The 24496-nt window shown below is 67.0% G+C and carries 25 protein-coding genes; 18 read left to right on the forward strand and 7 right to left on the reverse strand.

What is annotated here, in order from left to right; all coding sequences use genetic code 11:
- The first annotated feature begins 62 nt into the window (after positions 1–62).
- The 3 genes from AC1DT6_RS19460 (at position 63) to trhA (ending at position 2080) form a co-directional block, all read left to right on the forward strand.
- A complete protein-coding gene (locus tag AC1DT6_RS19460; RefSeq protein ID WP_441634280.1) occupies positions 63–344 on the forward strand; it encodes a PAAR domain-containing protein in 282 nt (93 codons plus the stop codon).
- 1 nt (position 345) lies between these two features.
- Entirely contained in the window at positions 346–1326 is a 981-nt protein-coding gene (gene icmH / locus AC1DT6_RS19465) for a type IVB secretion system protein IcmH/DotU (protein ID WP_441634278.1), read from the forward strand.
- Positions 1327–1462: 136 nt separating this feature from the next.
- The gene (gene trhA, locus AC1DT6_RS19470) at positions 1463–2080 is read left to right on the forward strand and encodes a PAQR family membrane homeostasis protein TrhA (RefSeq protein WP_441634276.1); all 618 of its coding nucleotides are present in this window, start codon (positions 1463–1465) and stop codon (positions 2078–2080) included.
- Here trhA and AC1DT6_RS19475 read toward each other — a convergent pair.
- Positions 2077–2577: a GNAT family N-acetyltransferase gene (locus AC1DT6_RS19475; RefSeq protein WP_441634274.1), complete on the reverse strand. Its 501-nt coding sequence runs from the start codon at positions 2575–2577 to the stop codon at positions 2077–2079. The genes trhA and AC1DT6_RS19475 overlap by 4 nt on opposite strands.
- Before the next feature lie 406 nt (positions 2578–2983).
- On the opposite strand from AC1DT6_RS19475, the gene AC1DT6_RS19480 reads away from it, so the two are divergent.
- Both AC1DT6_RS19480 and AC1DT6_RS19485 read left to right on the forward strand, forming a co-directional pair.
- Positions 2984–3226, forward strand: coding sequence for an antitoxin (locus tag AC1DT6_RS19480; protein WP_441634272.1), 243 nt, complete (start codon positions 2984–2986; stop codon positions 3224–3226).
- Positions 3226–3627, forward strand: coding sequence for a type II toxin-antitoxin system VapC family toxin (locus tag AC1DT6_RS19485; protein WP_441634270.1), 402 nt, complete (start codon positions 3226–3228; stop codon positions 3625–3627). The genes AC1DT6_RS19480 and AC1DT6_RS19485 overlap by 1 nt, the downstream gene beginning before the upstream one ends.
- A gap of 40 nt (positions 3628–3667) precedes the next feature.
- Here the strand turns inward: AC1DT6_RS19485 and AC1DT6_RS19490 are convergent, their stop codons facing one another.
- Complete coding sequence (locus tag AC1DT6_RS19490; RefSeq protein ID WP_477111142.1) at positions 3668–6112, reverse strand: penicillin acylase family protein; 2445 nt, start codon at positions 6110–6112, stop codon at positions 3668–3670.
- A gap of 298 nt (positions 6113–6410) precedes the next feature.
- On the opposite strand from AC1DT6_RS19490, the gene AC1DT6_RS19495 reads away from it, so the two are divergent.
- The 6 genes from AC1DT6_RS19495 to AC1DT6_RS19520 all read left to right on the forward strand — a co-directional run bounded on the left by AC1DT6_RS19495 (position 6411) and on the right by AC1DT6_RS19520 (position 13579).
- Positions 6411–7274 (forward strand): IclR family transcriptional regulator, encoded by an 864-nt coding sequence (locus AC1DT6_RS19495; protein WP_441634264.1) that lies wholly within the window; start codon positions 6411–6413, stop codon positions 7272–7274.
- Positions 7275–7277: 3 nt separating this feature from the next.
- Positions 7278–8333 carry a cyclase family protein gene (locus tag AC1DT6_RS19500; RefSeq protein ID WP_441634262.1) on the forward strand — a complete coding sequence of 352 codons (1056 nt, stop codon included), beginning with the start codon at positions 7278–7280 and terminating at the stop codon, positions 8331–8333.
- A gap of 99 nt (positions 8334–8432) precedes the next feature.
- A complete protein-coding gene (locus AC1DT6_RS19505) occupies positions 8433–9683 on the forward strand; it encodes an ABC transporter substrate-binding protein (RefSeq protein ID WP_441634260.1) in 1251 nt (416 codons plus the stop codon).
- Between the two features lie 42 nt (positions 9684–9725).
- Entirely contained in the window at positions 9726–10868 is a 1143-nt protein-coding gene (locus AC1DT6_RS19510) for a thiolase family protein (protein WP_477101794.1), read from the forward strand.
- A gap of 148 nt (positions 10869–11016) precedes the next feature.
- Positions 11017–11376, forward strand: coding sequence for a Zn-ribbon domain-containing OB-fold protein (locus tag AC1DT6_RS19515; protein WP_441634256.1), 360 nt, complete (start codon positions 11017–11019; stop codon positions 11374–11376).
- A 97-nt stretch (positions 11377–11473) separates the two neighbouring features.
- Complete coding sequence (locus AC1DT6_RS19520; protein WP_477114817.1) at positions 11474–13579, forward strand: acetate--CoA ligase family protein; 2106 nt, start codon at positions 11474–11476, stop codon at positions 13577–13579.
- A 36-nt stretch (positions 13580–13615) separates the two neighbouring features.
- On the opposite strand, the gene AC1DT6_RS19525 is transcribed toward AC1DT6_RS19520, so the two are convergent.
- From AC1DT6_RS19525 to AC1DT6_RS19545, 5 genes are all read right to left on the reverse strand, one after another.
- Entirely contained in the window at positions 13616–15178 is a 1563-nt protein-coding gene (locus AC1DT6_RS19525; RefSeq protein ID WP_441634298.1) for a sulfite reductase subunit alpha, read from the reverse strand.
- Between the two features lie 125 nt (positions 15179–15303).
- A complete protein-coding gene (locus AC1DT6_RS19530; protein WP_441634252.1) occupies positions 15304–16311 on the reverse strand; it encodes an FAD:protein FMN transferase in 1008 nt (335 codons plus the stop codon).
- A 122-nt stretch (positions 16312–16433) separates the two neighbouring features.
- Positions 16434–17258, reverse strand: coding sequence for a DUF4198 domain-containing protein (locus AC1DT6_RS19535; RefSeq protein ID WP_441634250.1), 825 nt, complete (start codon positions 17256–17258; stop codon positions 16434–16436).
- Positions 17259–17284: 26 nt separating this feature from the next.
- Positions 17285–17809: a DUF2271 domain-containing protein gene (locus AC1DT6_RS19540; protein ID WP_441634248.1), complete on the reverse strand. Its 525-nt coding sequence runs from the start codon at positions 17807–17809 to the stop codon at positions 17285–17287.
- Positions 17810–17882: 73 nt separating this feature from the next.
- Positions 17883–18518 carry a PepSY-associated TM helix domain-containing protein gene (locus tag AC1DT6_RS19545; RefSeq protein ID WP_045236487.1) on the reverse strand — a complete coding sequence of 212 codons (636 nt, stop codon included), beginning with the start codon at positions 18516–18518 and terminating at the stop codon, positions 17883–17885.
- A gap of 284 nt (positions 18519–18802) precedes the next feature.
- Here AC1DT6_RS19545 and AC1DT6_RS19550 point away from each other — a divergent pair, with 284 nt between their 5' ends.
- The 7 genes from AC1DT6_RS19550 (at position 18803) to AC1DT6_RS19580 (ending at position 24220) form a co-directional block, all read left to right on the forward strand.
- Positions 18803–19126: a metalloregulator ArsR/SmtB family transcription factor gene (locus tag AC1DT6_RS19550; protein ID WP_441634245.1), complete on the forward strand. Its 324-nt coding sequence runs from the start codon at positions 18803–18805 to the stop codon at positions 19124–19126.
- A gap of 8 nt (positions 19127–19134) precedes the next feature.
- A complete protein-coding gene (locus AC1DT6_RS19555) occupies positions 19135–19569 on the forward strand; it encodes a YeeE/YedE family protein (RefSeq protein ID WP_441634243.1) in 435 nt (144 codons plus the stop codon).
- Between the two features lies 1 nt (position 19570).
- Positions 19571–20002, forward strand: a complete 432-nt coding sequence (locus tag AC1DT6_RS19560; protein ID WP_441634241.1) for a DUF6691 family protein — start codon at positions 19571–19573, stop codon at positions 20000–20002.
- Between the two features lie 148 nt (positions 20003–20150).
- Positions 20151–20969 (forward strand): c-type cytochrome, encoded by an 819-nt coding sequence (locus AC1DT6_RS19565; protein WP_477101792.1) that lies wholly within the window; start codon positions 20151–20153, stop codon positions 20967–20969.
- 219 nt (positions 20970–21188) lie between these two features.
- Positions 21189–22745: a methyl-accepting chemotaxis protein gene (locus AC1DT6_RS19570; RefSeq protein WP_477114818.1), complete on the forward strand. Its 1557-nt coding sequence runs from the start codon at positions 21189–21191 to the stop codon at positions 22743–22745.
- Between the two features lie 664 nt (positions 22746–23409).
- A complete protein-coding gene (gene fur / locus AC1DT6_RS19575) occupies positions 23410–23856 on the forward strand; it encodes a ferric iron uptake transcriptional regulator (protein WP_276286337.1) in 447 nt (148 codons plus the stop codon).
- 97 nt (positions 23857–23953) lie between these two features.
- Positions 23954–24220, forward strand: a complete 267-nt coding sequence (locus AC1DT6_RS19580) for a hypothetical protein (protein WP_441634296.1) — start codon at positions 23954–23956, stop codon at positions 24218–24220.
- Positions 24221–24496: the final 276 nt, after the last annotated feature.

The raw sequence follows: 24496 nt of genomic DNA on the forward strand, positions 1-24496 counted from the left end.
CCCGCGTCCCCTCACTTTCCATGCCTTTCCATTTCATTCAATTTCCACTTGAGGAGACTGCAATGCCCCAATCCATTATCGTGGTCGGCGACAAAACCTCGCATGGTGGCCGAGTGATCACCGGCTCGCCAAGCGATAGGATCGACGGTCAGCCGATTGCCCGCAAAGGCGATCTGGTCGACTGTCCGATGCGGTATCCGGACGGGCGGCTGCACGGCGTCAATCCGATCATCGAGGGTGACGATTCCCATATGCTGGATGGCCGGCCGATTGCTCTGCATGGGCACCGCTCCGAATGTGGCTGCACGCTGATCGGCAGTACCGGCAGCTTTGTCGGGGGCTGACATGGGCGCTTCGGCAAAAGCGGAAAATCATTCGCGCTCTCAAAGGGTGCCGCGGCAAAAGACCCGGGCACGGGTGAAGCCTGTCGCGAAGACGAAATCCGAGGCGACCGCGGCAGTCGCGGTCGAGGGGGGCACCGAGCCGCTACCGACACTTGGACCGGTGCCGGAGGAGGTACTGGCGAAGCGGTTGGCCGAGATGAAAAAAACGCGGAATCCGCTGCTGACGGCCGCTGACCCACTCATGCTTTTCTTGGCAAATATTCCACTGGGCATCATCAGCTTCAGCCAGCGTGGCAAGATCGACTTGTTTCGGGCGCAGCTCGAGCAAGAGATAGGGGCCTTCGAGGCGTTGTGCTTCCAGGCAAATATCCCGCCCGCGCATGTCGTCGGTGCCAGCTATTGCCTCTGTACGGCGCTGGATGAGGCGGTTCACGATACGAAATGGGGTGGCGACACGGCACAGGGCCTGGGCGCCTGGTCGCAAAACGCATTGTCCGTCCGGTTTCATGGAGACCGGGATGGCGGCACAAAGGTCTTCCAGCTGGTTGGCCGGCTTGTCAAGGATCCCGACGGCAATCGCGATCTGCTTGAACTGATTTTTCAGGTCATGAGCCTCGGTTTCATGGGGCGTTACCGCGTCGACAGCGATGGTCGTCGCAACCACGAACACATCCGCCAACGCCTCTATAGGCTGGTGCAGGCTGGCCGCCCGCCAGTGCCAAAAGAACTATCCCCGCATTGGCGGGGCGAGCCGGCTGGCAAGATGAAGCCGTTATGGCATATCCCCGTGTGGATGGCGGCTCTCACCTACAGTCTGATCTTGCTGGTCATTTACGTCTGCTTTGCCTACCAGCTATCCGTCCGGACAGAGGAGGTCAGACAGGCGATTCTTGCGATTGGGGAGATGCGCCCCCCAATCGAATCCGACCCCGAATCCGAGCCGCCGCCCGCCGCGCCCGGTGAGGCGGGGCCGGTACGGTAATGGAAAGTGTGGGCGCGCCCGTGATGAATGGATGCCACGCCCCCTCGAAATCCATGCAAAAATACCCCGATAACACACCGCAACAAAGCCCCCTGCAATCGCCCCAACCAGCGACCACTACAGGAGAATGAACAACATGTACCGTGGAGAACGTTTCAACGGCTACAGCCATTTGGCGGGCGCCGTCCTGGCCGCCGCCGGCACCGCCGTCCTGATCACCACCTCTGCCCTTTACCATGACGCGTGGAAGGTCGTCAGCTCGGTCGTCTACGGCACCACGCTCGTCTTCCTCTACACCATCTCCACCCTCTACCACAGCCTGCGCGGCCGCCCGAAAGACATCCTGCGCCGGCTCGACTACTGCGCCATCTACCTTCTGATCGCGGGGAGCTATACGCCCTTCGCGCTGGTCACGCTGCGCGGGCCCTGGGGCTGGACGCTGTTCGGGGTGAACTGGGGGCTGGCCGTCATCGGCATCGCGCAGGAACTATGGATCGGCCACCGCACGCGCGTGTTCTCGCTGCTGATCTATGTCCTGATGGGCTGGCTGGTGCTGTTCGCCTTCGGCCCGCTGGTGGCTGCGTTGCCGGCCGCCGGCCTGTACTGGCTGGTGGCAGGCGGCGTGCTCTATACGGCCGGCATCGTGTTCTTCCTGTTCGACGAGAAGGTGCGGCATTTTCACGGCATCTGGCACCTGTTCGTGCTGGCCGGCAGCGCCTGCCAGTTCGTCAGCATCCTCTGGTACGTGGGCTAGGGCTTGCCGGGTCCGGGTGTGCTTCCTGTCTCCTCCACGGCCAGGCGCATGGGCACATAGGCGATGCCCTTTGTCTGCGCGCGGGGGCCGGCGGACCGGAAGCCGAAACGTTCATACACAACCGTAGCGAACGGGCTCGAATTCACGGTGAATTCGCGAACCCCGCCAGACGCCATCGCCGTACGGCTGGCCACCCCCCAGAGTTGCGCGGCAACGCCTGTCCGATGCATATGCGGCGCGACGAACAGGTGGAAGAGGTGGCTACCGTCTCGCATGGCAATGACACCAGCCAGCTGCTGGCCACGAAAGGCAACCTGATAATCGAAGCGCGGACTGCAGACATAGCCCGCGATCGAGTCTGGCGAGAGGCTGGCAAGGAATGATTCCGCACCCTCCCCCGACGCCTTGATGGTGAAGTAGTGTGCAACGCTCGTTGCCAGCGCGCTGATTGCGGCAGCGTCCTTGATATCGGCCCGGCGAATGATCAACGTATCCATGGTGGTAAATAATCGACTCGGTGTAGCCGTATTTCCCGCCCAAAAAGGCCGGAAGCACCCCGGCGCGATGCGAAGCGAACCGTGAAGGTGTACCTGACCGTATGGGCGCCTCGTCGGCTGACAGGTCCTTTCATTTAACTAGACCAGCTGAACTTGGTTCAACCGAAGGATCGGCTGGAGGCACTGTATCGCCAGGTGTCAGCGGACGGCGCGACGGAGAGGTGGGCGAATTTTATAGGGTGCGCCCCACAGCCATGCCATGGCGACTAAGTCCCATCGATAGCTGCTTTCAAGCGCCTCTTTCTCCACTCCGCTTCCTTGCCGATGACTGCTTTCGCGGGCAGTGCCGGCGCTTGCGTTGCGATTGAAAGCGGCATATGCTTTGGCATATGCCAGGAGAGTAATCGTGACTACCAATACCGAAAGCCGGCATGTCCGGCTATTCCGCAATGGCCGCAACCAGGCCATCCGTATCCCGCGCGAATTCGAACTGCCGGGAGACGAGGCCATCTTGCGCAAGGAGGGGACCAAACTAGTGATCGAACCCGTGCTGACGTCACCGCTGCGCGCTTTGCTAGCGCAATGGGCACCCTTGGAGGAAGGCTGGCCGGACATCGACAATTTGCCCGCCGAAGCCGTGGACTTGTGATGCCAGTGTATCTGCTCGACACTAACATCATTTCCGATGCTATCCGCAACACCCGTGGGGCCTCTGCCGCCCGCATCGGTGTGGTCGATCCCGATTCGTTGTGCACGTCAATCATCGTGGCGGCGGAACTGCGCTTCGGCGTGGCCAAGAAGGGCTCCGCAGCATTGGCTCAGCGCGTCGACCAAGCCCTGGGCGGCCTGCGGGTTCTGCCGCTTGATAGCGACGCTGACCGGCACTATGGTCAACTGCGCTCCGACTTGGAGCGCCGAGGCCAATTGATCGGCGCCAATGACATGCTGATCGCGGCGCACGCGATGGCATTGGACGCGGTGCTGGTGACGGACAATACCGGGGAGTTTTCTCGCATCGGTGGTCTACGGTTCGAGAACTGGATCGCCTGAACGGAAAGCACCGCCAAGCAATCCCCGATCGTCCAATCCCTCACTGCGGCACCAGTTCCACCCTCTCCCGGCTTTCCTTCTCCACCGCCTTGCGTGTATAGAGCAGCGGAAAATACTCGCCCCTCGCCCATAGCGGCGCAAGATCCCGGTAGTGCGGGCTGGCCGGATTCCCGGACTGCCCCGGCGCATTGATCGCCCGCGAAGCATCCCAGTTGCCCACATCCAGCACCATGCGAAACGACGCACCCGCGGTAAGCTGGTAGTCATTGTTCCGGTAGCTGGTATTCATCGGCGTAAACGCGGAGCCTCCAATCGGTCCGGCATTCACGTCATATCGCTGCCGTGCCGCGCCGTCCAGGATCGGATCCAGCGGATGACTGAACACCGCCGTATGCAGCTTGCCCCATTGCCAGGCCTTGGGGTCCGGTCCGAGCTTGCGCTCCACCTCCGCCATGGCGCTCTTGAGCGAAGCGACAATGACTTCGTTGCGGCGCTCCGGCGGCATCCATGGCTCGGGCTTCTCCAGTACCGCCAGCACGCGGCTGGCGTCGCCGTAACCCGCGAGCCTGGCGCCTTCGGCCGATAACGCCGCGCGCACTACGGCCGGACGCAGGTATTTGCTGAACCACACTTCGAACAGCGCCGCCTGCGCGCTGTCGGCGCGCTCGTTGCCATCCCAGCCGCGCAGCAGGTCCAGGGCGCGCCGCGCCTGCGGATCGTCGGTGCGCACACTGGCCAGCAACGCCACCGCGCGCAGCGCCGGCAGCGAGGTGGTGTCGTTCTGCCAGGCCATGCTGTCGGCCACCGACGAGTGCGGGTTGCCCGCGACCAGGCTCTTCAGGCGGCGCGCGCGAGCGGTGTCGCTCCATTCGTAGCCCACGCCCATCCTGGCGGCGGGGTGGTTCGGCGGGATGTTGTTCTCGTTGGCGGTCACCACGAAGCCGGCGGCCGGGTTGTAGGCCCAGGGCAGTTCGTCCATGTTGCGATAGCCCGACCACTCGTAGCGGCCGTCGCCCGGTACCGGCGTAAGGCCGTCCCAGTTGGGCCGGATCACGGTCAGCCCGCCGGGAATCCAGCCGATATTGCCGTCACGGTCGGCATAGACCTGATTCTCGCCGGGCGCGCCCCAGCGGTTCATGGCGGCGCGGAACTGGTCCCAGTTCTGGGCGCGCATATAGTCCATCGAGCCGAAGTATGGCGCCATGCCCAGGTCCAGCCACGCCGCGCGCAGCGCGTAGGCGCGGTTGCCCTTGGCGTCGGCAACCAGCACCGGGCCATGGCGCGTGAAGTCGATGCTGACCTTGCGCGGCACCGGCTCGCCCTTGACGGCGATCTCCTCGGTCACCGTTTCCATCGGTTCCCAGCGGCCGCGATACTTGTATTCGTGCGCCTGCGCCGGGTTGGTCTCGTAGACGTAGAGATCTTCCTGATCCATATAGAAGCGCGTCAGGCCGAACCCGATGATGCCGTTGTGCCCGATCGAAATGCCCGGCAGGAAGGGCTCGCCGGCGCCGATCACCGACATCCCCGGCGCGTTCAGGTGGCTGATATAGCGCAGGCTGGGCGCGCCATGCGCCCGGTGCGGGTCGTTGGCCAGGATCGGGCGGCCGGTGCTGGTGCGCGAACCGGCGATGACCCAGTTGTTGGAGCCGAGGCTGCGCGCCGTGTCGCTGTTGACGTCGAGCGTGGCATAGAGCGCTTCGTGCGCGATGCCGTCCGCCTGGGCGGAGGGCCACCATTCCTTCGGGAAGCGCGGCGCGGCGGTGGCCAGCTCGTAGGCGCGGCGCAGTTCGGCCGCGGGCAGCGCGCAGGGATCCAGGCCGTCCGGCAGCTTGGGCTGGACCGGTGGATCCAGTTCGCGCTGCACCCAGTCGGTGCGGGCGGCATCGGGCTTGACCTGGCAGTAGACCTGCGCGCGATTGACCTCGCCCATGGCATTGAGCGTGAGCCCGTGATGGCGGATGCGCACGATATCTTCGGCGCGCCAGCGCGCCGGCTTGTAGTTCAGCAGGCGAAACTCGGGCGGCAGCAGTTCCGGCTTGCTCTCCGTCTGGGCCACGTAGGCGTTCACCCCCGCCACGAAGGCCTCGGCCACGCGCTTGGCGTCCGAGCCATAGGCCAGCCATTCGCGGTACATGTCGCCGCGGAACAGCACGGCGCGCGCCATGCGGTCGCCTTCCACATAGGCCGGCCCGAAGTCCCTGGCCATCTCGCCCAGGCCACGCTTGCGCCAAAGGTCGATCTGCCACAGGCGGTCGCGCGCGGCCATGAAGCCCTGCACATAGAAGGCGTCGTACAGCGTATTGGCGTAGATGTGCGGCACGCCCCAGCGGTCGACCAGGATGCTGGCGGGCTTTTCCAGGCCAGCCACCTTAAAGGTTTCGGTGGCGGGGGCCTCGGAAGCGGCGGGCGGTGCGGCCTGGGCGGCGGTTGCCGCGGTGCTCAGGACGAGCAGGGCGGCAAGGCGGCGGGCTCGGCAAACCATGATGTCTCCTTTGGGACTTGGGGATCGCATTATCGAAGCCGCGCCGGGGCCGGCACGGCGAATCGCGCCAAGGATAGCGGAAGACGCATGGGCCAGCCTGATCGGACGGCGCTTTTTTGCCGGAAGCGCGCCAGGCGCGGGCGTCCCCGGCGGCCGCCAAAGCCCGTCCGGCGCGCGTTGCAGGGAATTTCAGCCGGCAAAACTTTGATGCACTGCAAAATGACGGACCGCAAATAGGAGCCTATAACCCCATAACCGGTTTCATTCAACGAAACCTGTCTATCCGGAGTGCGCGCGCGTGACGGTTCCGACCACCTCCCTACAGAAGGCCTGCAGGCTGCTGCGCGCGCTGTCGGATGCGCGCAATACGCGCCTGACCGACCTCGCCGTCGCCGCGGGCGTCGACAAGGCCTCGGCGCTGCGCCTGCTGGACACGCTGGCCGCGGAAGGCTTTATCGCCCGCGACGCCGACACCAAGGCTTTCTCGCTGGGCCCCGAATGGCTGGCGCTACGCGCGGCCAGCGTGCGCCGCATCGACCCGCGCGCCAGCGTGCGGCCCGCGCTGATCCGCCTTGCCCACGCCTTCGAGGACACCGCGATGCTGTCGGTACCGAGCGGCTGGGAATCCGTCTGCCTGGAACTGCGCCCCGGTACCTTTCCCATCCGGGCCAACTATCTGGACGTGGGCAGCCGGCGACCGCTCGGCGTCGGCGCGGGCAGCCTGGCGCTGCTGGCGGCGCTGCCCGATGCCGAGGTGGAGGCCACCTTGCAATGCATCGCGCCCGCGCTCAAGCGCTACCCGCGCATCAACGCGGCGCTGCTGCTGCGCGAGGTGGAGGCCACCCGCACGCGGGGCTATGCGGTGCTGCTGGATGTGGTGGTGGAGCGCATGGGCGGGATCGCCATCGCGCTGCCGGACCCCGACGGCTATCCGCTCGGCGCCATCAGCATCGCCGCGCTCAACGAACGCATCAGCGAGCGCGAGCCCGCGCTGGCACGCGCGCTGCGGCGCGAGGCCGAGACCGTCTGCGCGGCCTGGACGCCGCCGGCACCCAATTCGACGGCGGCACGGCGCCGCGGCGGCGCGATGGCAAGGACATCGCCCGCGCGGAAGACGCCACGAACATCCACCGCGATTACCGACCTACAACCGGAGACATAGAGCATGCGCTGGAAGCAACGACCGCAGGGTTCCAACTGGGGCGATTTCGGCCCCGACGACCARCTTGGCCGCGTCAACCTGATCGGCCCCGAGCAGGTCCGCAAGGGCGCGCGCGAGATTCAGGCCGGGCTGTCGTTCTGCCTGTCGCTGCCGCTGGACTATCCCGGCGGCAACAAGCTCAACCCGCGTCGCCATCCGCCGGTGCTGCGCCCCACGTTCCGCGACGACATCCCGTATGTGAACTTCCCGCTGGCCAAGGTGGACCCCACCGCCACCGACGTGATCAGCGACGACCAGGTGCTGCTGTCGCTGCAGTACTCCACGCAATGGGACTCCCTGGCCCACGTGGGCGCGCTGTTCGACGCCGACGGCGACGGGCGGCCGGAGCGCGTCTACTACAACGGCTATCGCGCCAACGAGCATATCGTGGGCCCGGTGGACTACGCTGAGGACGACCACTTCGCCGCCCACGCGTGCGGCCACGACCATAGCGAGGCGCGCGCGCTCGGCATCGAGAACTTCGCCGTAAAGGGCATGCAGGGGCGCGGCGTGCTGGTCGACCTGGCCCATGCCTTCGGCCAGGATTTCCGCAACGTCGGCTACGACGACCTGATGCGCGCGCTGGAGGCCGACCGCATCGAGGTGGAGACGGGCGACATGCTGTTGCTGCGTACCGGCTTTGCCGAAGTGGTGCTGTCGATGCAGCGCGAGCCGGATGAAACCGTGCTGCATCACAGCTGCTGCGCGCTGGACGGCCGCGACGACCGCCTGCTGAACTGGATCACAGACTCCGGCATCGCCGCGCTGATTGCCGACAACTACGCGGTGGAGCGCTACCCCGCGCGGCCCGCGCCGGCGGACCAGCCCAACCACCCGCTGCTGCCGCTGCACCACCACTGCCTGTTCAAGCTCGGCCTGCCGCTGGGCGAGCTTTGGTACATGAAGGAACTGGCGCAGTGGCTGCGCGCCAACCAGCGCTCGCGTTTCATGCTGACGGCGCCGCCGCTGCGGCTGCCGGGCGCGGTGGGCTCGCCTGCCACGCCGATCGCCACGGTCTAGCTAGACAAGCCGGCGCCGACGGCGCCGTGCCGTTCCCCGCTGTTTCGCCGAAGCACCATAAAGAAGCAGGCCCGAGAGGCCGCGCTGGAGGAGATCACCATGAAACGAAGCCATTCGCTGCTGCGCCGTCCATTGGGCGCACTGACCATTGCGGCCGCGCTGCTGTGCGGCGCCGGGCAGGCCAGCGCGCAAGCCGCCAAGGCCGGCATTTCCGATGACGAGGTCAAGATCGGGCTGATCCTCGACATGAGCGGCCTGTACGCCGACGTCACCGGGCGCGGCAGCGCCGCCGCCGCGCAGATGGCCATCGACGACTTCGGCGGCAAGGTGCTGGGCAAGAAGATCGAGCTGGTGGTGGCCGATCACCAGAACAAGGCCGACATCGCCGCCAGCAAGGCGCGCGAGTGGTTCGATACGGGCCACGTCGACGCCATCCTCGACGTCGCCGCCTCCGCTCCCGCGCTGGCGGTGCTGGAAGTCGCCAAGCAGAAGAACCGCATCGTGGTGTTCTCCGGCCCCGGTACCGAGCGCATTACCAACGACCTGTGCACGCCGATCTCGGTGCACTACGCGTACGACACCTACGCGCTCGCCAACTCCACCGCGCGCGCAGTGGTGCAGCGCGGCGGCAAGACCTGGTTCTTCCTGACCGCGGACTACGCCTTCGGCCACACGCTGCAGGAATCGGCCACGGCGGTGATCAACGAAACCGGCGGCAAGGTGCTGGGCGCGGCGCGCCATCCCATCGGCGCCAGCGATTTCGCCTCCTACCTGCTGCAAGCGCAGTCCAGCAAGGCGCAGGTGGTGGGCCTGGCCAACGCCGGCGGCGACGCCGTCAACGCCATCAAGGCGGCCAGCGAATTCGGCCTGACCAAGGGCGGCAACCAGCGCATGGCGGGGCTGCTGCTGTACATCAACGACATCCACGCCATCGGCCTGAAGACCGCGTCCGGGCTGCTGCTCACCGAAGGCTTCTACTGGGACATGAACGACGCCACGCGCGCATGGTCGCGCCGGTACTTCGAGAAGCTGAAGAAGATGCCGAACATGAGCCAGGCCGGGACTTACTCATCGGTGATGCATTACCTCAAGGCGATCCAGGCCGCGGGCACCGACGAGACCGTAGCGGTGATGAAGCAGATGAAGGCCATGCCGATCAACGATTTCTTCGCCAGGAACGGCCGCATCCGCGAAGACGGCCGCATGATCCACGACATGTACCTGTTCGAGGTCAAGACGCCGGCGGAGTCGAAGTACCCGTGGGACTACTACAAGCTGCTGGCCACGGTGCCGGGCGACCAGGCCTTCATGCCGGTGTCCAAGTCCCAGTGCCCGCTGCTGAAACGTTGAAATCCTGAAGCGTCGAAATCATGAAGCACTGAGCGAGGCATCATGCAACACGCAGCCTACCTGCGCGGCGCGGGCAATACGCGCTTTGGCCGTATCGAGGGCAGCACGCCGCTGACGCTGATGGCGGCCGCCACCGACGCCGCGCTGGCCGATGCGGGCCTGGCCCGCACCGATATCGACGGCGTGCTGTGCGGCTACGCCACCACCCTGCCCCACCTGATGCTGGCCACGCGCTTTTGCGAGTACGCGTCGCTCGATCCCGCTTACGCGCATGGCGTGGCCTCGGGCGGCGCGACCGGCGGCGTCATGGCGATGCTGGCGCGCGAGCTGGTGGGTGCGGGCCGCTGCCGCCATGTGCTGGTGGTGGCCGGCGAGAACCGGCTCTCCGGCCAGAGCCGCGACCAGTCGATCCAGACGCTGGCACAGGTCGGCGAGCCGGAGATGGAAGTGCCAAATGGCGCCTCCGTGCCGGCGTACTACGCCTTGCTGGCTTCGCGCTATCTTGCCGAGACCGGCATGCACGCCGACGCGCTCAGCGGCTTCGCGGTGCTGATGCGCGAGCACGCCGCGAGCCATCCCGACGCCCACCTGCGCGAGCCCATGACGCTGGACGCCGCGCGCGCCGCCAGGCCCATCGCCACGCCGCTGCGGCTGTCGGACTGCTGCCCGATCTCCGATGGCGCGGTGGCGCTGGTGGTGTCCGCCGGGCCGGGCAGCGGCACCCCGGTGCGCGTGACCGGCGCGGGCCAGGCGCATCGCCACCAGCACCTGTGCGCGCTGGAAAGCGTGCTGGCCACGGGCGCGGCCGATGCCGCGCGGCGCGCGCTGGCGGAAGCCGGCAACACGGTGGCGCAGATCGATTACCTGGCGATCTACGACTCATTCACCATCACGCTGGCGATGCTGCTGGAGGAACTTGGCGTGGCCGGGCGCGGTGCGTCCCCGGCGCGGCTGGCGGCGGGAGATTTCGGCCGCGATGGCGCGCTGCCGCTCAACACGCATGGCGGCTTGCTGGCGTTCGGACATTCGGGCGTCGCGGGCGGGCTGATGCATCTGGCGGAAGCCATGCGGCAGCTTGCGGGGAAGGCGGGCGCGCGACAGGTGCCGGCGCGCAAACGCGCGCTGTTTCACGCGGACGGGGGCGTGCTCTCGTCGCATGTGAGCCTGGTGCTGGAGGCGGGATGAGAGCGCATGCAATGCCTGATGCCTGGCTCGCTGGCAGTGAGCATCTTTGCTCTTGCGCACGCCCGCCCTCTCCCCCGCCCCCTCTCCCGCAAGCGGGAGAGGGGAACGAACCAGCGCTGCATTTGGTGCACTCGCCAAGGACATTGTCATGAGCACAGACCATCCCTACCAGGCAGGCCTGGACGCCGGCCTCGTGCGTTACCAGGCGTGCGAGGATTGCGGCGCGTGGCAGCCGCTGCAGCGCCACGCGTGCCGCGCCTGCGGCAGCACGCGGCTGGCCTGGCGCGATGCGGGCGGCGGCGCCACCATCCATTCCGTCACCGAAGTCTCACGCGCCCCTACTGAAGAATTCCGCGCGCTGGCGCCTTACACACTGGTGCTGGCCACACTCGACGAAGGCCCGCGCGTCATGGCCCATGCCGAGCCTGGCGTGACCATCGGCGAGCGCGTGCGGGCCGCCTTCATGCGCCACGGCGAACGCACGCTGCTGCGCTTCCGGCGCGAGTAGCCGCATCGCATGACGTAGCCGCCCTGCTGGCGGGCACGATCGCGCTTGCCGCCGTGCTGCCGGCGCCGCCCGGCCTTAGCTTTTGGATCGCATCATCATGAACCAGACCTTGCAAGCCTTGCTGGCACCGCGCTCGATCGCGGTGATCGGCGCTTCCGACCATATCCACAAGATCGGCGGCCGTCCCATCCACTACATGCGCGAGCATGGCTACGCCGGCAAGCTCTACCCGGTGAACCCGCAGCGCGACACCATCCAGGGACTGCAGGCCTTTGCCTCGCTCGATGCGCTGCCCGAGGTGCCCGAACTGGCCATCGTCGTAGTGAGCGGCGATGCGGCGGTATCCGCGGTGCGCGATTGCGCTCGCCTTGGTGTGGCCGCCGCCATCGTGATTGCCTCGGGCTTCGGCGAAGCCGGCGAGGAGGGCCGCCGCCAGCAGGACGAAATGGTGCGCGTCGCGGCGGCTGCCGGACTGCGCCTGGTGGGGCCGAACAGCCAGGGCCTGGCCAACTTCGGCACCGGCACCATTGCCAGCTTCTCCACCATGTTTATCGAAGTGCCGCCGCAGGATGGCCCGGTGGCCGTGTTGAGCCAGAGCGGCGGCGTCGGCGCCATGGTCTACGGCCTGCTGCGCGGACAAGGCATCGGCGTGCGGCATATGCACGCCACCGGCAACGAGGCCGACATCACGGTGAGCGAACTGGCGCTGGCCGTGGCGCACGATCCCGATGTGCGGCTGGTCCTGCTCTACCTGGAAGGCCTGACCGACCCCGCGGTGCTGGCCGAAGCCGCCGCGGYGGCGCGCCGGCGCGGCGTGCCCATCGTGGCGGTCAAGGCAGGCCGCTCCAGCGCGGGGCAGCGCGCGGCGGCATCGCATACCGGCGCCATCGCCAACGAGGACCGCGCGGTGGGGGCATTCCTGGCGCGGCACGGCATCTGGCGCGTGGACGACGCGCACGCGCTGGTGCGCTGCGCGCCGCTGTACCTGCGCGGCTGGCAGGCCAGCGGGCGGGGGCTGGTGGTGGTGAGCAATTCCGGCGCGAGCTGCGTCATGGCCGCCGATGCCGCCGAGCCGCTCGGCCTGTCGCTGGCACCGCTGGCGCAGGCCACGCAGGCGGCGCTGGGCGCGCGGCTGCCGGGGTTCGCGTCCACCGCCAATCCGGTCGACGTCACCGCTGCCCTGCTGACCAACAGCGGACTGTTTGGCGACGTGCTCCCCGTGGTGGCGGCGGACCCCTCGGCCGACCTGCTGCTGCTCGATATCCCTGTGGCCGGGATGGGCTACGACCTGCCGCGCTTCGCCCGCGATGCCGCCAGCTTTGCCGACAGCGCCGGCAAGCCGATTGCCGTCGCGGCATGGCAGGCCCCGGTGGCGGCCGCCTTCCGCGCCGTCAACGTGCCCGTGTACACGAGCGGGGCCGAGGCGCTGGCGGCCTTCGCGCAACTGGTCACGCACCAGCAGCGGCTGCGCGACATCGCCACGGAAGACACGCTGTTGCAGGCGCGCCAGCCGCCGGCTGCGGGGGCCGTATCGCGTGTTGCCGGCCACACGCTGAGCGAGGCGGCGAGCCTCGCGCGGCTGGCGTCGGCCGGCTTCCCGGTGGTGGCGCACCAGCTGTGCCACAGCGTGGACGAGGCCGTCGCGGCGTGGCGCGCGCTGCAGGGGCCGGTGGCCGTCAAGGCTAGCTCCCCACAGGTGCCGCACAAGAGCGAACATGGCCTGGTGGCGCTGAACTGCAATGACGAGCACGCGGTGGCGCATGCCTATCTCGCGCAGACCGGCATCCTGGAAACGCTCGGCGCGGCTTGCGAAGGCGTGGTCGTGGCGCGCATGGAGCGCGGCCAGCGCGAATGCATGGTGGGCGCGCACTGGGACCCGGTATTCGGGCCGGTGGTGCTGGTGGGCGACGGGGGCAAATACGTGGAGGTGCTGCGCGACACGGCGGTACTGCTGGCACCCTGCACCGAAGCCGCGGTGGAGCGCGCCGTGGCCGGCTTGCGCATCGCGCCGCTGCTGGCGGGCGTGCGCGGCGAACCTGCCGTGGACGTGGCCGCGCTGTGCCGGATCGCGGTACGCGTGGGCAACCTGATGCATGAGGCGAACGGCGCGATCCGCTCGGTCGATCTCAACCCGGTGATGGTGAGCGCGGGCGGGGCGGTGGTGGTGGATGCGCTGATGGAGGTGACGGCGGACACCGCCTGACAGGCCGGCATGGCGCTGCCGTGGCCCGATCCGCCTTCAGTAAACGTCGCGCCGGTAGCGCCCTTGCTCCCCCAGTTGCAGCAGCGCCTCTTCGCCCAGCACCTCGGCGAGCGCCTCGTTGACGCCGCCCGCCATGCCCTGCAGGCTGCCGCAAACGTAGATGGCCGCGCCCGCCCCGACCCAATCCCGCACTGCGCCGGCCAACGCGCGCACCGCGTCCTGCACGTAATGCAGGGCACCGCCGTCGCGCGAGAACACCAGATCCATCCGCTGCAAGACCCCTTCGGCCTGCCATGCGGCAAGTTCATCGCGGTGGAACGCGTCGTGCTGCGCGGTGCGCTCGCCGAACAGCAGCCAGTTGCGATGATGGCCAGCCGCTGCGCGCGCCTTGAGATGCGCGCGCAGGCCAGCCAGGCCGGTGCCATTGCCGATCAGGATCAGCGGACGGCCGTCGGCGGGCGGATGAAAGCCGCGGTTGGTGCGGATACGCAGCGCAATGCCGGCGCCCGGCTGCGCATGCGCGGTCAGCCAGCCGGAGGCCAGCCCGAGGCGGCCATCGTCATGGCGCTGCTGGCGCACCAGCAGTTCCAGCCGCCCGTCCTGCGGGATCGAGGCAATCGAATACTCGCGGTGCGGCAGCAGCGGCAACGTATCCACCAGCCGCTGCGGCGTCACCCCGGCAAGTGCGGCAAGATGCGGCTCGGGCAGGACGATGCGCGTGGCCAGCGCTTGCGCCAGCGTGGCCGACACACCGTCGCAGCGCACCGGCGTGGCGCCGTCCAGCGACAGCCTTGCCAGCATGCGTTCCACTTCGGCCGGCGCGTGGCAGGGGCCGATCTCGGCGATGTCGCCGGCTTGCCATGACGGCGCCTCGCCCGCCGGCGGCACCAGCGCCAGGTGGAAGGCCGGCGAGCCGGGGCTGCCCGGGTTGAGCAGGCGGCGCTCGTGCAGCAGCCATTCGGCGTAGCGTGGCTTTTCCCAGTCGGCGATCTCCGCGCCGCCACTGAGTGCGCTGAGGTGGTTCTGCCAGTGGCGCAGCGCGCCGGCGTCGCCGTTGTCGACCTCCACCATGTCGAAGAGCGCTTGCGCGTGCTGCCGCTGCAGCCATGCCGACAGCGTGTGGCCAAAGGCACAGAAATGGGCATAGCTGCGGTCGCCGAGCGCGAGAATGCCGTAGCGCAGTTCGCGCAGGCCGCCGGGGCCGGCCGCCGCCGTCAGCCGGCGCGCGAAGCCCGACGCGCTGTCGGGCGCATCGCCCTCACCGGTGGTGCTGACCACGAACAGGGCCTGGCGGCAGTTGCCAAGCCGGCCGGCGTCCAGCTCGGCGAAGGACAGCAACTGCGCGGGCACGCCGGCATCCTGCAGCGCCTGCGCGGTCTGCAGCGCAAGCCGCCCGGCAAACCCGCTCTGGCTGGCGTAGGCCACCAGCGTGGCACCATCCCTGGCTTGCGCCAGCAGACCGGCGCGCGCGTGCCGGCGGCGATGCCGGGCGATCACGGCCGCGCAGAACCCGGCGTAGGCGATGACCACGCCGGCGGCCATGCCCGCGCGGGTCGGCGCGAAGAAGGCGAGGGCCAGACCGGCGAGGCCTGCCAGCATGCCGAGCGCGGTTGCGATGCGGATGGCGCGCATGTGCCGCTCGGCGCGGCTGACGTGGTTCTGCGTGCGCGCGCTCTGCGCGGCGGGCGCTTCGGCCGGTAGCGAGGCAGCGGTATCCGGCGGACTCATGACAGCATGGCCTCGAAAGCCGGTGACAGGCGTTCGTCGAAGCCACCGCTATGGCGGATCAGGAAGCGCGCGGCCAGCGCATGGCGGCGCGCGAACACCATGCCGGCCTCCGGCCCCAGCACGGTCAGCGCGGTGGAGAACGCATCGGCCAGCATGCATTGCGGGTGCAGCACCGTGACCGAGGCTAGCGCATGGCTGGCCGGATACCCGGTGCGCGGGTCCAGCGTGTGGGCGTAGCGGCGCCCTTCGCTGTCGAAGTAGCGGCGGTAGTCGCCCGAGGTGGCGACCGACAGGCCATGCAGCGCGACCAGCGTCTCGTGGCCTGCCGCGCCGCCGCCGGGCGGCGTTTCCAGCGCCACCCACCACGGCAGCCCGTCGGGCTTGACGCCGCGGCCGCGCAACTCGCCGCCAATCTCGACCAGGTGGCTGCCGATGCCCTGCCCGGTCAGGTAGCGCGACACGGCGTCCACCCCGAAGCCCTTGGCGATGGCGCAGAAATCCAGCCGGAGGCCGCCCGGCTGCCGCACGCGGCAGCCGGCCTCGTCGAACGCGATACGCTGCCACCCGCACAGCGCGTGCGCCTGTTCGATCTCGGCCAGCGCCGGCGCTTCGCTGCGCCGAGGCGCCGGGCCGAAGCCCCAAAGGTCCACCAGCGGCCCCGCGCTGGGATCGTAGGCACCGCCGCTATCGCGCGCGACTTGCAGCGCGGCTTGCAGCACGTTAAAGCAGTCGGCCGGCAGCACCTGCCAGTCGCCCGCCGCGGCGCGGTTGAAGCGGCTGAGGTCCGAGGTTTCGTCCCAGTTGCTCATCTGCGCGATCACGCCGGCCAGCACGGCACGGATGCCGGCGTCGAGCGCGTCTTCGCCGATGGCGCCAGGCGGCGCGGCCCATGCTACCGACCATGTGGTGCCCATGGTCTCGCCCTGCCGCCGGCAAACGCGCGCCGCCGCATCGGGCGTGGGCGGGGCGGCGCCAAGCGAAAGGGGAACGAGGACACGCTGCATGCGGGTGAACCTGGAAAGACGATGAAAGCGAAACTACGGGAACACAAAAAGCGCACCGGCGGCCCGGGGCTTGCGCCGCCAGCCGGACGAAGGTCCGGCTGGCGGCCTGCTGTCGACAGCGATTACTGCGGCAGCACCTCGACCGTGGCCGCGTAGCTGGCGCGGCGTGTCTTGGCTTCCTTGACCGCGACCTTGTCGTCGCGGACCTCGGCTTCCATCCAGTACATGCCCGGCGCCGGCCACTTGACGCTGAACTTGCCGTCGGCGTCGGTGGTGAACGACATCTCCTGCAACTGGTCGCGATAGCGGATGCCGCCCGGCACCACCGCCACCTTGACGTTGCCGGCGGGCTTGCCGTCGAGCAGCAGGCGGAAGCTGGCGGCATCGCCCGCGACCAGGTCGTTCGGGTGCGTCACCGGCGCCAGTTCCAGCCCGCGGCCCGTAGTCTGCAGCACCTTGGCGGTCGGCTTGCCCGCCGTGACGAAGGCTTCCAGGCGGCTGTCGGCCTGCGTCACCTGCAGGTCCTGCGCGCCGGCCGGCACCTCCCTGGCGAAGGCTTCCGCCGAACCGCGCCAGCGCTTGGCCTGGCCATCCACCTTGTAGCTGGCGAACAGGCCGTGGCTGACCATGGCTACCTTGTAGGTGCCCGGCTGGGTCAGGTGCACGTCGAAGGTGCTGCGGTAGCGGCCCGTGCTGGCGTTCTCGACTTTCGCCGCGGCGCCGTCCGGCGCGGTCACGGCGAGGTTGTCCAGGCGCAGCGGGACGTGTTCGAAGTAGAACAGGTCGTTCGACACGGCTGCGTCGACCGTCACCCACGGGTCGCTGCCCGAGAGCACGGTGGCCGACGGCAACAGCCACTGGCGGTGTGCGTGAGCGGCCAGCGGCATCAGCGCGGCGAGAGCCAGCACGGCGGCCCGGACGGGCAGTTTGGTGGCGAAAGTCTTCATCGTCATGCTCCTAGGGAATGGGGGGCTCAGGGCTTCAGGTCGACCGAAACGCCACCGAGTTCATGCTCGCCTTTTGCCTTGGCCGAGGCGGCGGCCTTCGGCGGCCATGCAAAGGGCACGCGCAGCAGTTCGCGACCACCGACCTCGCGGGCGGCTTCCACCACGAGCTGGTAGTCGCCAGCGGGCAGCTTGCCCAGCGGTGCCTTGGCATCGGTGAAAGTGAGCGTGTGCTCCCCGGCTGCGCGCGTGGCGCCGGAGATGCCATCGGCGGGCATCTGCATATCGCGCCCGGCCTTGCGCCACCACTGGCGCATGTCCTTGAGCCACTTGGTGCCTTCGCCATCCTTGTGCTTGACGTCGTACCAGACCGCCAGCGTGGCGGCCGGGCTCTGGTCGGCCCGCTCGATCCACATCGAGACGTAGGGCCGGTGGTACTCCGCCACGTTCAGCCGCGGAATCTCTACCTTGACGTTCATTTCGGCCGCCACGGCCGGGCCGGCGAACGGAACCGCGGCCATGCCGGTAAGGGTGACGGTAAGCAATCGGCGCATAAACGGGTCCTCGTCTGTGAACTGTGAAACTGTGAAAGCGATCGTTAGAGGCACGGCTCGCTGGCGGTGCCGCTCAGTGGATGTACAGCAGGGCCAGCAGCAGCGGCACCACCAGGCCCAGCCCGACCAGCGGCCAGGTTGCCATGCGGCCACCGGCGTGCAGCTTGAGCAGGAACAGCCCGGTGATGCTGAAGATCAGGCAGGCCGCGGCGAACACGTCCAGGAACAGACTCCAGGCGCGGCCGGTGTTGCGGCCCTTGTGCAGGTCGTTCAGGTAGGAGATCCAGCCGCGCGTGGTCTTCTCGTACTGCACCTCGCCGCTGTCCAGCGCCAGGCTGACCCAGGCGTCGCCACCCGGCCGGGGCAGCGCGACGTAAATCTCATCGCCCGACCACTCGGCCTCGCGGCCGCCTGCGTCGATATCGAATTCCCGCGTGAGCCAGTCGCCGAGCGCCGCGGGCACCGGACCCTTGTCGGCATGCCGGGCCTGGCGCAAGGCAGCCGTCAGGCTGGCCGGCGCGGTCGCAGTGCGAGTGACCACTTGCGGGCGAGCCTCTATCTGGCCGGCGTGATTCAACGTAAAGCCGGTGACAGCAAACAGCAGCATGCCGATCAGGCAAAGCGCCGAGCTGATCCAGTGCCACTGATGCAGGTGCTTGAGCCAGAAGGCCCGCTGCTGCTGGCCTGCCCCCAGCGATGTTTCGGTCATGTCGATTTTCCGGCGCCCGGCAGCCTGTTTTTTCCTGGCGCCACACTTGTCAGCCTGCCTCAGCCGCCATGTTCCCCGGTCTCGGGTGGCGGCTTAAGCAAATAGGCGAAAGGATAATGGTTCTCATTTGAAACCGCAATGACGTGACGCATGGCAGGTGGTTACGTTCCATTACAGGCGCCTGCGATGGTGTGGTGGTCGCCTGCACGTTTGGACGCCACACACTCTATTCACAAACATTATATTTATCAATATAATATCAACATTGAAATTGATGGCAGACCATGAGCGAGAACCATCCCGCCATTGACCTTGGCACCATGCAAGCCGCTGCCGCGCAAGCCTGCGCGCTGCTCAAGGTGCTCGCCAATCAAGACCGCCTGCTGCTCATGTGCCAGTTGTCCCGGGGCGAGTTGTCCGTCGGCGAGTTGGAAGAACAGCTCGGCATCCGGCAACCGACGCTTTCCCAGCAGCTCGCCGTGCTACGCGAAAGCGGTCTGGTGACAACGCGCCGCGAGGGGAAGAGCATCTTCTATTCCATTGCCAGCCAGGAGGCGCTTGCCGTCATGGCTGTGCTGTATGAGCAGTTTTGCGCCAACACCAAGTAGGAGGCGGTATGTTGATTGACCTGGGTAATTTCACGCCTGCCTTATCGCTGGCCGGAGGGCTCATCATCGGCGCGGCTGCTGCCGTGCTCGTCCTGTTCAACGGCCGGATTGCGGGCATCAGCGGCATCGTCGGGGGTCTGCTCAGCTCGCCGCGCAATGACATGGCGTGGCGCGTGGCCTTCCTCGCCGGGTTGGTCGGGACTCCTGTCCTCGCCAGCCTGCTTGGCAAGCCGGCGACTCCCGACATTCAGGCCAGCTGGGGCGAAATCCTGGTCGCCGGCTTCCTGGTCGGCATCGGCACCCGCTACGCAAGCGGCTGCACGAGCGGCCATGGCGTGTGCGGTATCTCGCGCGGGTCCATGCGTTCGCTGGTCGCGACCATGACCTTCATGGCGGCGGGCTTCCTGACCGTCCTGGTGGGACGACACATGATTGGAGGCTGACATGAGCGCCGTCACTGCATTGCTGGCCGGCCTGCTCTTCGGCATCGGCCTGATGGTTTCCGGCATGGCCAATCCGGCCAAGGTGCTGGGCTTCCTCGACCTGGCGGGACGCTGGGACCCCTCCCTGGCCTTTGTGATGGCCGGAGCGATAGTCCTCGGCTCGCTCGCTTTTTTCATTGCCAAGCGCCGCAAGCGCTCGTTGCTGGGACTGCCGGTCCAACTCCCGGCCAGCACCGGGATAACGCCGAGGCTTGTCCTGGGCAGCACCGCGTTCGGCATCGGCTGGGGCCTGGCGGGCTTCTGCCCGGGTCCCGCGCTGGTTGCAATGGGTGCGGGCTATCCGAAGGCCGTGGGCTTTGTTGTCGCCATGGTGGCCGGCATGGTCGTCTTCGAGGTGGTTGAGCGAATGAAATCGGACATGCAACGGGCTTAGGCCCCGGGGCTCGCTGCAGCCTGGAGCCACCTGGGCTTGTTGATGACAACACTAGGCAAGTCATGAACAGATGGAGAGCACGCCAAGTGCAGATCCACAAAAATACAAACACAAACCCGTCGGCACACCCTTCCCGGAGGAGACACTCGTGAACACCATCAAACTTGGCATTGCGGCCATGGCCTTGCTGGCGGCAGTCAGCGCGCCAGCACTTTCGCAGCCGGCGACCGTGGCCATGCCCGTGCCTGATGAAGCATCGATTCCCAAGGGACCGATGGGCGATGCCATCAAGCGCGGCAAGGTGTTGCTGACGGACACCCATAAACAACTTCCCCGCAATGTCGGCAATGGCCTGAATTGCTCAAGCTGTCACCTCAATGCCGGGACAACGGCCTATGCGTCGCCCTGGGTGGGCCTCACCGGCGTCTTTCCGGAATACCGGTCCCGCAGCGCCAAGGTCAACTCCCTTCAGGAACGCATTAACGACTGCTTCCAGCGCTCGATGAATGGCAAGCCGCTTCCATTCGACTCGGCTGAGATGAATGCCATCCTGTCCTACATGAAGTGGCTCTCCACCGGCGTCCCGACTGGCACGAACGTGACTGGCAGAGGATTCGAAAAAATGGATACCTCGCTGGTGCCGGACCGTGTGCATGGCAAGGCGGTGTACGCAGCGCAATGTGCCTCCTGCCATGGGGCGGAAGGCCAAGGTACCAGGAACCCGCAAGGCGGCTACATTTTCCCGCCAGTCTGGGGCAAGGACTCGTTCAATGTCGGGGCCGGCATGGCACGCATGTACACGGCAGCCGCCTTCGTCAAACACAATATGCCGCTCGGCCAGGGCGGAACGCTATCGGCGCAGGATGCCGTGGATGTCGCGGCCTACTTCACCCAGCAGCCGCGTCCAGATTATGCGGGCAGGGCAAAGGACTGGCCCAAGGGCGACCGGCCGAAGGACGCCCGCTAAACGCGCCAGGCAATTGGCCCGTCCAACCGGGTCAAGTGCGCGAATATCCACGACGTGAAAGGGATTGTGCGGCGACGCGCACGTGAGACATCCGATCGCCCTGAATCCCTTTCCACACCTGAGGAAATCCCCTAGCGCCATAGCGTCAAGTTTGCCTTCCGGTGCGCCGTTATCGCGGAGGAGTGGAGTCAATCCATATCTAAGAACCGGGGAGAAAAGATGCTGGAACGCCTGAGCCTGAGGAAGAAATTACTGTTGCCATTGCTCCTGAGCTGGGTCTGCCTGCTCGGGCTGACGCTGTGGGATGCCTGGCAGATGCGCGAGTTGCGGCTCGAAGAGAGGAAACTCGACCTGGCCCACGTCACGGATACCGCGCTGTCCGTCGTGCAGTCGTACGAGGCGCTGGCGCGCGGCGGCAAGATGCCGATGGAGGAAGCCCGGCAGCAGGCCATGGAGCGCGTGCGCGCCATGCGCTTTGGCGAAGACGGCTACTTCACGCTAATGCGCTCCGACGCGGTCGTGGTGATGCATCCATTCAAGCCCGAAATGAACGGCAAGAACATGGAGGACACCAAGGATCCGAACGGGACCTACCTGTTCCGGGAAATCGCCGCGATCGGCAAGAGCGTGGGACGCGGCTATGTGCACTACCTGTGGGCCAAACCCGGCGCCGAGGCGCCGCAGCCCAAGCTGAGCTACGTGGCGAACTTCAAGCCGTGGGACTGGAATTTCATCGCCGGCGTCTACCTGGACGATATCAATGCGGCATTCCGCCAAGCGCTGTTCAAATCCCTCGCCCTGCTGCTGGGGATCGGCACGCTCATGACCGTGGTGGTGCTGCGCATTGCCAGCGGCCTGCAGAAACAGCTTGGCGGAGAGCCTGCGCTGACTTCGCGCATCGCGGCGCGTATCGCGGAAGGCGACCTGGCCAGCGAAGTGCACACCGCCCCTGGCGACCAGCAGAGCGTGTTGTTCGCCATGCAGCAAATGCAAACCCGGCTGACCGGCGCGATCGGCAGCATCCGCGGCTCGGCCGATTCCATCGCCGGGGCGGCAAGGGAGATCGCCACCGGCAACGCCGACCTCTCGCGCCGCAGCGAGGAACAGGCGGCGTCGCTGGAGCAGACCGCGGCCAGCATGGAGCAACTCACCGGCACCGTGCGCCAGAGCGCGGATAACGCGCGCCAGGCCAGCCGGCTGGYCGAGGGCGCCTCGGAGATCGCGGTGCGCGGCGGCGCCATCGTGAGCAAGGTGGTCAACACCATGGGCGAAATCAAGACGGCCTCGGGCAAGGTCGTCGACATCATCGGCGTGATCGAAGGCATCGCGTTCCAGACCAATATCCTCGCGCTCAACGCCGCGGTGGAAGCCGCCCGGGCCGGCGACCAGGGCCGCGGCTTCGCGGTGGTGGCCGGCGAGGTGCGCAGCCTGGCCCAGCGCAGCGCCACCGCCGCCAAGGAGATCAAGGCCTTGATCGGCAACTCCGCGCAGCGGGTGGACGATGGCTCGGCACTGGTGGAAACCGCGGGCCAGGCCATGGACGAGATCGTGGAAGCCGTCAAACGCGTTACCGACCTGATGGGCGAAATGCGGGCCGCCACCGAAGAGCAGACCGGCGGCATCGAGCAGGTCAACCAGGCTGTCACGCAGATGGACCAGATGGCGCAGCAGAACGCCGCGCTGGTGGAGCAGGCGGCGGCCGCGGCGGCCTCGCTTGAAGACCAGGCCGATGCGTTGCACCGCGCAGTTGGCGCGTTCCGGCTCGCAGGCGCCTGAGGCCCGCGGGCCGTCACAAGGCAGTAGATAGCGGCGCCAGGAGCCAGCAAGCCCGGCGCCGCTAGCCGCGCATGCGTTATCGCGCGCTTCTCGTGCGCCGGGGACTTTCCCGCTGCCCGGTGCACGATTTTTTGGCTCCCGCGCCCAGCCAGGGCTCACCCTGCCGCGCCCCGCCTGCTTTCGAAACAAGATGAAAATTTTCCTTGTAATGAGATTAATTCCCATTTACCATAGGTTCACTGTCTGACGCGGGGCAAGCAAAACGCTCCCCGGCGCGAGACAAGAAGGATACGAGCAAGGCCGGCGGCAAGTCCGCGGCAACCGAAATTTTGTGGTGTCGCAACGCGGCATCCATCACCGTCTTTTGTGGGGACCGCTCCGTACCGCGGAGCGTTTGGCAGTAGCCAGTCACCGGAGGATCGGGAAAGCAACCAGACCCCGCTTTCCCGATCGCCTCTTCGGCTGACAAGCCAAGCCATTTTTTTATTCCGCGAGCCGTGCCAGCACGGCTTGCAGCCGCGGGTGGCCTTCCTGCCGGGAAGCCGCCCGCCGCACTCTTACGGCACGCAATGGCGTACGTCAGCGCAAAGCGCGAGGCGGCGCGGCCGCGCCGGAGCACCTTCCTTTCCGATAGATGCGTCCGTTCCGGGCGCGAAGCCGCAGTATGCTGATGCCTCCCGACAGTATCGAACCCATTGACCTCAAGCGCGCCGGACTCAAGGCAACATCACCGCGCGTTCGCGTGCTTGAAGTCTTCCGCGCCAGCCCGCGCCGGCATCTCAGTGCCGAAGACGTCTACCGCATCCTGCTGGCGCAGGAAGTCGATGCAGGCTTGTCGACGATCTACCGCGTGCTTAACCAACTCGTGCAAGCCAATATCCTGCTACGCCACAGCTTCGAAGCCGATCATGCGGTATTCGAGCTCAATGAGGGCGGTCATCACGACCACCTCATCTGCGTAGCCTGCGGGCGCGTGGAAGAGTTTCGGGACGAAGCCATCGAAGCCCGCCAGCGTGAAGTGGCCACCGCCAATTCCTTTGTGCTGCGTGAACACATGCTGGTGCTATACGGCCTTTGCCCGGGATGCCGGGCCGACAAGGCGATCAACTGATACGGCCATCGGTTCCCCTGCTTCCGCCCCCGGAACCTCGGCCCCGCCCGGCCCCGCCCAGTCTGCTGTGAGCGCCGGCGAGCAACCGGAGTCCATGATGGATCGCCAGACCAAACCACTGCCCGAACTCAAACGCTTGCTTAACGACTGCCTGCGGGAGCAGCCTGGATGCCAAGGTTGCCAGTTGCACGCGGTGTGCTTGCACCGGCCTGACCATACCGGGTGCAACTGGAGCGCGGAAGTGGACTTTCCCGGGCGGAGCGAGGAGGAAGCCGTCAGGAGTTTGCCGCTGGCGCGGCGGGTGGTGGTGATGGTCAGGGAGAGGTTTAATGTTGAGGGGATCGGGGCGTTGGGGCTGGTTTGATGTTTTTTTGGTTCGGCTTCGATTTCGACTTCGACTTCGGCTGCATGACGTCAAAATCAACTTCAAAGGCTCAAAGTCAAAGGCAGTTTCACCACCCCTGCGGGGCGGCGACCTACTTTTTTGTCTTGCCCTCCATGTCAGGATACTTGTCGCCTCCGTTTCCTTAGTGAAGCAAAATGGAGGGCGGTGTGCGAATAGGTGATGACACGATATGCAACCGAGCATCGGGAATGGGTGGTTGAGCAGATGATGCCGCCGCTGAACCGGTCGATAGTG

The sequence above is a fragment of the Cupriavidus sp. 01L45 genome (assembly GCF_056399885.1).